The organism is Photorhabdus caribbeanensis (genome assembly GCF_018448885.1).
GTDB classification, from domain to species: Bacteria; Pseudomonadota; Gammaproteobacteria; order Enterobacterales; family Enterobacteriaceae; genus Photorhabdus; species Photorhabdus caribbeanensis.
In genome coordinates this window covers 1-831 of the sequence record NZ_RCWB01000125.1, presented here as the reverse complement: position 1 = coordinate 831, position 831 = coordinate 1, and the positions used below count along the sequence as shown (strand labels likewise).

1 protein-coding gene is annotated in these 831 nt (G+C 52.9%); it reads right to left on the bottom strand.

Going from position 1 to position 831, the window contains the following annotated elements; all coding sequences use genetic code 11:
- The coding region (locus EAE90_RS23270) for an AMP-binding protein (RefSeq protein WP_214055455.1) at nt 1-831 on the bottom strand (831 nt) is incomplete at both ends.

Here is an 831-nt window from a genome sequence, read left to right as displayed (position 1 = left end):
CACATAGGCCACTAACCGTTTTTCCTGCCCTTCCCCTTGCGCCAATACCACAGATTCACTCACCGCTGGGTGTTCCATCAACCGGGATTCAATTTCCCCCGGCTCAATGCGGAAGCCACGGATTTTAACCTGCTGGTCATTACGGCCCAGGAATTCCAGATTGCCGTCCGGCAAATAACGGGCTAAATCCCCGGTGCGGTACATCCGGGCATCCGGCACATCGCTAAACGGGTCGATAAGGAACCGTTCCGCCGTCAAATCTGGGCGATTGAGGTAGCCACGTGCCACCCCCGCGCCCCCGATATACATTTCCCCCACCACGCCCAACGGCACCGGTTGACCATACTCGTCCAGTAAGTAAAGGCTGGTGTTAGCTATCGGACGACCAATACTTTCAATAATCCTGTCGCCTCGCTGTATCGGCAACCAGGCAGAATAGGTTGTCGTTTCAGAAGGTCCATAGAGATTACACAACCGCTCTATTTGCGTGTCTGCGAAAATCTGTTCAATTAAAGCGCCTTTAAGCGGTTCTCCTGCCAGATTGACCGTATGAACCGACGCCATCAGCGCCCGAGCCTGCAATAACGGTTTCATCGCAGACGGGACTGAGTTAATCAAAGTCACCGGCAGGGCATGCTGCATCAATGACAGCGCATCCTCCACCAGATAAATCGCCGCGCCACGAGATAACGGTATAAAACATTCAAAAACGGACAGGTCGAAATTCATCGACGTTGAGAACAGCACTTCGCGGATCTCTTCCACGTCAAAAGCCTGTTGAGCCCAGTGCAGGAAGTTAACCGTATTGCGGTGCTCAATCATCACCCCTTT